The sequence below is a fragment of the Oleiphilus sp. HI0067 genome (assembly GCF_001635735.1).
On the sequence record NZ_LWFI01001449.1, the window covers coordinates 1 to 904 of the forward strand.

A 904-nucleotide genomic window follows, 5' to 3' on the forward strand; every position below is an offset into this window, starting at 1 on the left:
GTGTTCCGCAATACAGCCCTCAAGCAACTCACAGGTCATGGTAGTGACAACTGGTTGGGCGCTGATTTGAATGAGTAAAGGCTGTTCTTCGTCGTGATTAATATTGAGGGAGAAGCGCCCATTTGAATCTGTGGACGTTGTCGACAATAAACTTAGGCTGCCATTTTCTTCGGAGACTCGGTATGTGCTGACGACGCCTTGGCTAATTACCCCTTTAATAGCTTTACCGCGAACCGCACTTTGAAGCATGTTTTCGTCCTCGCCTGATTGACAGGCCGATAGCGCAAAAGCGCAAAGGAAGACTACGGCAATGTGAAAGGGGTTTTCGAAACGCATTTTGGGAATTCGCGGAATGAACGTTATTGTTTCAGGCTACGTATCATACCGCGAACTTGGACTTTAAATGATTAATTCTTAATCACATCACCTTACTATCGTGTAAGGTCTTATTTAAGCTTCCAGTTCAGTGTTTCGCCTGCAAAAAATGGAACAATTTCTCCACCATCAGGTAGGGTGATGATCTCAGGAACAGTCCATTGTTCGCGCACTAAAGTAATGGTTCCGGTATTGCGCGGTAAACCATAAAAATCTGGACCATTGAAGCTTGCGAAGCGCTCGAACTGATCCAAGCAATCTAGGTCTTCAAACACCTTTGCGTACAGTTCAATTGCACTCCATGCGCTGTAACAGCCGGCGCAGCCGCATGCACTTTCTTTGCGATGTTTCTCGTGCGGAGCCGAATCTGTTCCCAAGAAAAACTTAGGTGACCCAGATTTCACCGCAGCCCTAAGAGCCTGTTGATGAATGTTGCGTTTCAAAACGGGTAGGCAAAAGTTATGAGGTCGAATGCCTCCAACGAGTAAATCGTTACGGTTCAACAAAAGATGTTGTGGCGTAATGGTGG

At 46.2% G+C, this 904-nt stretch carries 2 protein-coding genes; both read right to left on the minus strand.

The window, feature by feature from the left end; genetic code table 11:
• On the minus strand, nt 1-249 hold a 249-nt coding region (locus A3739_RS23610; RefSeq protein WP_156502793.1), incomplete at its 3' end, for a hypothetical protein.
• Between the two features lie 197 nt (nt 250-446).
• Nucleotides 447-904, minus strand: a 458-nt coding sequence (locus A3739_RS23615) for an amidohydrolase family protein (RefSeq protein ID WP_082878578.1), incomplete at its 5' end; no start/stop codon positions are given.